The sequence below is a fragment of the Streptococcus mitis genome, assembly GCF_009496205.1.
Classification (GTDB): Bacteria; Bacillota; Bacilli; order Lactobacillales; family Streptococcaceae; genus Streptococcus; species Streptococcus mitis_BN.
This window is the reverse complement of the sequence record NZ_WIJO01000024.1, coordinates 22,796-29,627: the sequence shown is the minus strand read 5'-3', so window position 1 is coordinate 29,627 and position 6,832 is coordinate 22,796. Positions and strand designations below refer to the sequence as shown.

Genomic DNA, 6,832 nt, shown 5'->3' with positions numbered 1-6,832 from the left:
TTGTACTTCCTTTTTTAAATAAATTAGCAAAAAAATCTAAATCCATTAATTGACCGTTTACGAATCTGTAAAACATATAAATCAAAGATATAGAAAAAAATGGAACTAGAATTTTAGAAAGTCTCTTAACTAAAAAATTATCTAGGTAGTTTTTCTTATTTTCGTTCTGAAAATACAATCCATAGGCTGATAAAAAGAAGAAAATAGAAACGATATAAGTTCCCATATAGGAAAAATTAGAAAATTCATCACCAGATGTAACCCATTGTGACAAATGATGAAATATTATTCCTATAGCTAGAAATCCTCTAAGTCCTGATGTAGATTTAACATTTAGATATTCCTTATTTTGAGGTAACAAATAAATTAATAGCGTTATCAACAATAAGATTATAATATCCATGAATTCTATTTCTCCCTATAAGTTTAATAATATCTTGAAAGTAATTTCTTAAACACGCAAATTATAATAATTCTCTAAGCGCTTCTTGCCACAACTGATATAGACTAATAAAGAAAGAACTCAAGATATAGCCCATTACAATGCTGAAAAAGGCTACTAATAAACGAACTTTTCCTGTATTCTCAGCTGTTACTTTTAAAACCTTTTCCCATCTAACAAGATCCTTTAAAAGGTAAAAACTCACATAAATAAAGAGCATGTGACTGCTTAGAGTGAATAATAATTGAACCATTTGACTATTATACCATCTTCTCTGTTTGTGCGCTAGTTTGGAAACTTCACTTAAAACTAGGGATTGTTTTTCAAGTAATCAATTGCATCTTGTAGGGTTTTAACAGGCACGATTTTCATATCTGTCTTGATTGTTTTAGCTGCTTCCAAGGCTGTTTGGTAGTTATTTTTCGCATCAGGATGTGCTTTTTGTTCTTCTTCGCTAATAGGGTTATCAGGGGCAAAGAAAATAGCAGCACCTTCTCTAGCCGAAGCTACAACTTTCTTATCGATACCTCCAATGTCTCCCACATTACCATCTCGGTCAATGGTGCCTGTACCGGCAACAATGCGGCCATTACGAAGACCTGGGTCAGCTATTTGGGTATAGATGGCCAGACTAAACATGAGACCTGCACTTGGACCGCCGATACCAGCTGTTGAAAAGCGAATTGGGACATCACTGGTCACTTCTGTACGGTCAATCAAGCCGATTCCAATTCCATTTTTGCCATTTTCCAAGGCGATAATCTTACCTTCTGCAGACTTGGTTTGCCCATCCTCTTCATAAGTTACCTTGACTGAGTCCCCTAATTTTTGAGAATTGACATAATCAATCAAATCTTTGGAACTATCAAAGGTCTGATCATTGACTGCTGTGACCGTATCAGAGATGTTAAGAATCCCTTTAAAGGTCGAATTATCTGTCACAGTCAAAACATAAACCCCAAGATATTTTAATTCAATATCCTTACCAGCTGTTTTTAGCCCTTGATACTTAGCCATATTTTGCGATGTTTGCATGTAGAATTGATTAATCCGCATAAATTCCACATCGGAAGAACCACCTGTAGTCTCTTGAGCGCTACGAATATCTGTAAAAGGCGTCAACCATGCATAAATCATATGGGCTAAAGTAGCGTGCTGTACACCAACCGTAACGAATTGATAGGCCCCAGCTTCCTTATCTTCTGTGTCATTTACTTTAAGGACTTGGCGAATATCTTCCGAACCACCTGGAACTTCTATATAGTAGGGTAAGGGCACTACAAATGCCAAGAAAGTCACAATTAAGGCTGCAATGACATATAAGGGCCATCTAATCTTTTTTTTCATTTTTTATTTCCTCCAAAATACTCTCAGGAACATAGCAGGTAATATCCTGACCAAACTTCAAAAGTTCTCTAACACCTGATGAACTGATATAGAGATGTTCCGGTCGACTATGCAAATAAATGGTCTCTATATCAGGAGACAGCTGATGATTGTAGTAATCAAAACTGGCTTCATATTGCAAATCCGCCGCATTCCTCAAGCCTCGCACTAGGAAAGTAGCCCCCAGTCTTTTTGCGACATCGACCACCAATTCATTATGAGAAGACACGACTTTAACATTTCCCAAATGTTTCACAGCCTTTTCTAACCCCCGTTTACGATTTTCGATAGGGAGAAAGCCCTGTTTGTGGGGATTAAAAAAAATACCCACATAGAGCTTATCAAAGAGTTTGCTAGCCCGTTCAATGATATCCAGATGCCCATTTGTCATCGGATCAAATGAGCCTGTGAATAAGCCAATCTTATCTGACATAAACTGTCACCTTACTAATTCCATAAATTTTTTCCTTCCAGATACCCAGGCAGGCAATTTCTTCTGGAAGTTCAACGGCTTTATCCGTCTCACACACGACCATGACATCTTCAGAAAAAAGCTCTCTCTCAGCCATTTTTTCAATATCTGCTACGATTTGTTCCTTGGCATAAGGAGGGTCTAAGAAAACGAGGTCAAATTCCCCAGATAGCTGTTCCAATGCTCTTTCCGCCTCCATCTTGAGGAGTTGAAATTTTCCAACTTCCTTGGTCATCTGGATATTTTCAGCCACGATAGCCTGAGCCTTACGGTCTCGCTCCACCAAAACAGCGCTGGACATGCCACGCGATACTGCTTCGATAGATAAACCACCACTACCCGCATAAAGGTCCAAGACTCGTCCCCCTTCAAAGTAGGGACCAATCATGTTAAAAATGGCTCCCCTGACCTTATCCGAAGTAGGTCTTGTCGTCTTTCCTTCTAGTGTCTTGAGGGGACGCCCCCCATAGATTCCTGATACGATTTTCATACCGTTTATTATACCAAATTATGGGCAAAAAGAGAAAGAAAACCGAACCTTGCGGTTCGATTCTCTACAAAATATTTTCGTAAGTATCGCGAACTTCTTGAGGCCAAACACTTGTTTGCACTTCTCCGATGTGTTTCTTGCGAAGTAGGAACATAGCCATACGAGATTGTCCAATTCCTCCACCGATTGTCAACGGGAATAGGCCATTCAATAGAGCCTTGTGCCATTCCAATTCTAAACGGTCCTCATCACCGGTGATTTCTACCTGACGGCGAAGGGTTTCTTCATCTACACGAATCCCCATAGAAGACAATTCAAAGGCTCCACCCAGAGACTCATTCCAAACAAGAATATCGCCATTCAGACCCTTATAGCCATTTTCAGACTCACTTGTCCAGTCATCGTAGTCTGGTGCACGTCCATCGTGCGGTTTACCGTCTGGTAATTCACCACCGATACCAATCAAGAAGACTGCTCCAAATTCTTTACAGATAGCATTTTCACGCTCTTTCGGCGTCAAGTCTGGGTAGCGCTCGACCAACTCCTCTGTATGGATAAAAGTGATTTGTTTTGGCAAGATTGATTCGATGTCATAGCGGGCTTCAACAGCTAGCTCAGTCAGGCGAATAGCCTTGTAAATCTTCTCAACTGTTTCTTTTAGGTAGGCAATGTTGCGTTGTCCATTTGGAATGACTTTTTCCCAGTCCCACTGGTCAACATAAACAGAGTGAGTCGCATCAAGCGAATCTTCGTCTGGACGAAGGGCCTTCATGTGGACGAAAAGACCTTCACCTTCACCGAAACCAAAACGAGCCAAGGTATGGCGTTTCCATTTAGCAAGTGAATGTACCACTTCATAAGTAGCATCAGGAATTTGGAGAACCTTGACCGATACGGCATTCTCCACACCTGATAAATTATCCTGCATCCCGTCGCCAACCCTGCTCAAGATAGGACCTTGAACTTCGACAACTTCTAACTTATCTTTCAAATACTGGGTAAAAGTGTTTTTGACAAAGGAAATCTCTTCTTGTTGATGAATAAAACTTTTCTTCATAAACTACTCCTCAAAAAATTAATTAAAAGCATTATACACCTATTTTCAAGAAAAGGAAAGAGCAAATACGAAAAAAATCAGTGTTCCTTCGAACACTGATGTTAGGGACCTTCTAGTCATTACGACCGAAGATACGTAGAATACTTAGGAAGAGATTGATAAAATCAAGATAGATACTGAGAGCCATTGACACAACCCAACCTGTCGCTACACGGCCTTGTGATTGTTCATAAGCGAGACGAATTCTTTGGTTGTCCCAAGCAATCAGCCCAGAGAAGACCAAGACCATGGCTACGCTAATCATATAATCAAAGAAACCACTAGCCAAGAAAATATTAACTACCATGGCAATCAGCAAACCGATAAGCGCCGCCATCATAGCCCGACCAAGGCCACTCAAATCTTTCTTGGTGAACATACCGACTGCCGCCATGACAAAGAAGAGAAGGGCGCTCGACACAAAGGCGGATAAAACTGTACCCGGAGTATAGAAGGCCACCACAAAACTGAGGGTAAAGCCGTTTAAAACGGAGTAAAGTAAAAATACTGGAAGAGCAGCTGGACTATTCTTTAAGGCCATGCTACTGGCAACAAAGACCAGAGCTAGCTCTGCTAAGGTTGCAATGGTCAACCAGAGACGTCCCTGCATCAAAAAGTAAACCAACTGAGATTGAAAGACCGTCAACATAAGACCTGATACTAAAGCGGATAATCCGATCCCCAGACCAACAAAGGCATAAACCTTAGCGTAAAATTGATTGAGACCTGCGCGGTCGTGAATAATAGTGTGATTCATCTTTTCTCCTTTTCTATGAACATCTTTCCTTGATTATAACAAAGAAAGTTAAAATTAGCTTAAATGGAAAATTAAAATACCGGCTGCAACGGCAACATTCAAACTCTCCGCCTGTCCCTTCATACTAATGTGGACCAACTGGTCTGCACTTTCAGCCATAAGGGGACTAATTCCTTGACCCTCATTTCCCATGACTAGTACAAAATTTTCTATAGGAGGCAGTTCTCTGTAATCAACAGAATCTTTAGATAGGGTTGTTGCCAGAACTGGGATAGCAGCCTCTTTGGTTTCCTTAAGAAGCGCTTGACTCGACATCCGGTAAATAGGCAGATGAAAATGACTGCCTTGCATGGAACGTAGGGTCTTGAGACTGTAGGTATCTGCCGATTTATCTGAAACAATTACTCCAGTGAAACCTGCTGCATCCGCAGTCCGAATGATAGTTCCCACATTACCAGGATCTTGCACATCTTCCAAAAACAAGAACTTGCCCTGACTCAAATCGGCTTGTCCTATTTCTTCTTTTTGAACCACGGCAACAATACCCTGTGGAGTCTGAGAATCCGCCAAATCTAGCAAAATATCCTCTGACACCCAGACAGTTTGCGGAAAAGCAGCTAACTGTTCTCGATAACTTTCTAGGGCAAAGATTTTCTCAATCGTCACTCCAGATTGGACAGCTTCTTCAAACAAGTGCCAGCCTTCAATCAAATAGGCAGACTTACGGTATTTTTTTTGGTGTAATTTCTTGGCATTTTTTACCACAGAATTGGCTTTTGAGGTTATAATAGTCATAGAAATATTATAACACAATCAAAGGGGGTTTGTATGCAAAAGGTTAGAATGATTGCCCAAGGTAGGGTACAGGGAGTCGGCTTTCGTTGGGGTGTTTACAGCTTGGCACTTGAAATTGGTGGCATCACAGGTCGAGTATGGAATAACGACGATGGCACAGTGGAAATTTTAGCCCAAGCAGACTCATCTGCTACCATGGCAAAATTTATCCAAGAAATCCGCAAAGGACCCACACCTTTTTCAAAAGTCAGCTACTTAGATGTCAAACTGAGCAACTTTCCTCCCTACCCTGACTTTAAAATCGCAAATTAGGTCTCTAGAACTATTGTATATTTTGTAAAAAAACAGTAGAATAGAAAGGTATAATTTTTAAAGAAGGAATAAAAACAGTGAAATCTATTAAACGTTTTGCACTCTCAGCTATGGGAGTGGCTATGTTACTTGTTTTGACAGGTTGCGTTCAGATTGATAAAGCAACAGGTAAGCCAATTGGTCCCGTTTGGGATTTCTTGGGTGCCCCGATGGGAGAAGCTATCAAGTACTTCGCTACTGATAAAGGTCTAGGCTTTGGTGTCGCTATCATTATCGTAACCATTATCGTGCGCTTGATTATCTTGCCACTTGGTATCTACCAATCATGGAAGGCGACACTTCACTCTGAAAAGATGAACGCCCTCAAACACGTCCTTGAGCCACACCAAACACGTCTCAAAGAAGCAACTACTCAAGAAGAAAAACTCGAAGCCCAACAAGCCCTCTTTGCAGCTCAAAAAGAGCACGGCATCAGCATGTTTGGTGGTGTAGGATGTTTCCCTATCCTCCTTCAAATGCCTTTCTTCTCAGCTATCTACTTTGCTGCCCAACATACTGAAGGTGTTGCTCAAGCAAGCTACCTAGGAATTCCTCTAGGTTCTCCAAGTATGATTTTGGTTGCCTTCGCTGGTATTCTTTACTATCTTCAATCGCTCCTTTCACTTCACGGAGTAGAAGATGAAATGCAAAGAGAACAAATCAAGAAAATGATTTACATGAGCCCACTCATGATCGTCGTCTTCTCCCTTTTCTCACCAGCCAGTGTCACACTTTACTGGGTTGTCGGTGGTTTCATGATGATTCTCCAACAGTTTATCGTCAACTATATCGTTCGTCCAAAACTTCGCAAAAAAGTCCGTGAAGAATTGGCTAAGAATCCACCAAAAGCACGTGCTTTCTCTACACCAAGTGGACGAAAAGACGTTACTCCTGAACAACCAACTGCTATCACGAGCAAGAAAAAACACAAAAATCGCAACGCTGGAAAACAACGTTCGAGATAAGAAGAAAAAGGCTTAGCTGGATGGCTAAGTCTTTTTGCGATATCAAAAATAGTAAAAACACTGATTAATAAGAAGCAA

The 6,832-nt window shown here is 40.7% G+C and carries 10 protein-coding genes; 2 read left to right on the top strand and 8 right to left on the bottom strand.

Going from position 1 to position 6,832, the window contains the following annotated elements; genetic code table 11:
* The 8 genes from GEZ85_RS05540 to GEZ85_RS05505 all read right to left on the bottom strand — a co-directional run.
* Window positions 1–403 (bottom strand): acyltransferase family protein (locus tag GEZ85_RS05540; RefSeq protein ID WP_153214808.1); only part of this gene is annotated, 403 nt, incomplete at its 3' end.
* A gap of 61 nt (window positions 404–464) precedes the next feature.
* The gene (locus tag GEZ85_RS05535; RefSeq protein ID WP_153209762.1) at window positions 465–695 is read right to left on the bottom strand and encodes a DUF1146 family protein; all 231 of its coding nucleotides are present in this window, start codon (window positions 693–695) and stop codon (window positions 465–467) included.
* A gap of 56 nt (window positions 696–751) precedes the next feature.
* Window positions 752–1,789, bottom strand: a complete 1,038-nt coding sequence (locus tag GEZ85_RS05530) for a SepM family pheromone-processing serine protease (RefSeq protein WP_153209763.1) — start codon at window positions 1,787–1,789, stop codon at window positions 752–754.
* Window positions 1,773–2,261 (bottom strand): pantetheine-phosphate adenylyltransferase, encoded by a 489-nt coding sequence (gene coaD / locus GEZ85_RS05525; RefSeq protein WP_153209764.1) that lies wholly within the window; start codon window positions 2,259–2,261, stop codon window positions 1,773–1,775. Before coaD ends, GEZ85_RS05530 begins: the two co-directional genes overlap by 17 nt.
* Window positions 2,251–2,790 carry a 16S rRNA (guanine(966)-N(2))-methyltransferase RsmD gene (gene rsmD, locus GEZ85_RS05520; protein WP_153209765.1) on the bottom strand — a complete coding sequence of 180 codons (540 nt, stop codon included), beginning with the start codon at window positions 2,788–2,790 and terminating at the stop codon, window positions 2,251–2,253. Before rsmD ends, coaD begins: the two co-directional genes overlap by 11 nt.
* Window positions 2,791–2,854: 64 nt before the next feature.
* Window positions 2,855–3,847 carry an aspartate--ammonia ligase gene (asnA, locus tag GEZ85_RS05515; protein ID WP_119947427.1) on the bottom strand — a complete coding sequence of 331 codons (993 nt, stop codon included), beginning with the start codon at window positions 3,845–3,847 and terminating at the stop codon, window positions 2,855–2,857.
* Between the two features lie 112 nt (window positions 3,848–3,959).
* Window positions 3,960–4,643, bottom strand: a complete 684-nt coding sequence (locus GEZ85_RS05510; protein ID WP_049492809.1) for a Bax inhibitor-1/YccA family protein — start codon at window positions 4,641–4,643, stop codon at window positions 3,960–3,962.
* A gap of 54 nt (window positions 4,644–4,697) precedes the next feature.
* Entirely contained in the window at window positions 4,698–5,438 is a 741-nt protein-coding gene (locus tag GEZ85_RS05505) for a TrmH family RNA methyltransferase (RefSeq protein ID WP_153209766.1), read from the bottom strand.
* Window positions 5,439–5,471: 33 nt separating this feature from the next.
* Here GEZ85_RS05505 and GEZ85_RS05500 point away from each other — a divergent pair, with 33 nt between their 5' ends.
* Window positions 5,472–5,750 carry an acylphosphatase gene (locus GEZ85_RS05500; RefSeq protein WP_001174616.1) on the top strand — a complete coding sequence of 93 codons (279 nt, stop codon included), beginning with the start codon at window positions 5,472–5,474 and terminating at the stop codon, window positions 5,748–5,750.
* A 77-nt stretch (window positions 5,751–5,827) separates the two neighbouring features.
* Complete coding sequence (gene yidC, locus GEZ85_RS05495) at window positions 5,828–6,754, top strand: membrane protein insertase YidC (RefSeq protein ID WP_070526589.1); 927 nt, start codon at window positions 5,828–5,830, stop codon at window positions 6,752–6,754.
* Window positions 6,755–6,832 lie beyond the last annotated feature (78 nt).